Raw genomic sequence first — 433 nt, forward strand, 5'->3', positions numbered from 1 at the left:
GGTGCCGTCGATAAAGACCTGGTCGTAAACCCGATAGGGGTCTGTAGCGGTTGGCACGGTGACAAACCACAGCAGCTTGAACCACCGGGTTAAAGTCCGCCTTGTTACCCCAAGGCGTGTGGCTAAATGGTCTGCGGATTCACCGGAGAGAATCCAGTCAATAAAGATTTTGAAGTGGCGTATCTCGCTGGTGTGTGCGCGGGTATTAATCGATGAAACGCTGCAGTTAGGACATAGCCAGCGTTGGGTTCCTGCCGCGGTTTTGCCGTTCTTAACCAGTCCGTGGCCGCACATGTCACACGACGGCCGATTCCTATTAGCCATAGGAATTGGCCTTACCGCACCAGCAGCAGTCCTCCTATCACAGACCTAGGACTATCTGGTGTTGATTTCACAGATCGGGCGGACCTGACCCCTGTTTGGTAGACACCTG

1 pseudogene is annotated in these 433 nt (G+C 54.0%); it reads right to left on the reverse strand.

The window, feature by feature from the left end:
• Window positions 1-324 (reverse strand): annotated as a pseudogene (locus HMPREF2565_RS14185) (IS256 family transposase); the annotation flags it as partial.
• Between the last annotated feature and the right edge of the window lie 109 nt (window positions 325-433).

The organism is Corynebacterium sp. HMSC072A04 (assembly GCF_001809235.1).
In the GTDB taxonomy this organism is placed as follows: domain Bacteria; phylum Actinomycetota; class Actinomycetes; order Mycobacteriales; family Mycobacteriaceae; genus Corynebacterium; species Corynebacterium hiratae.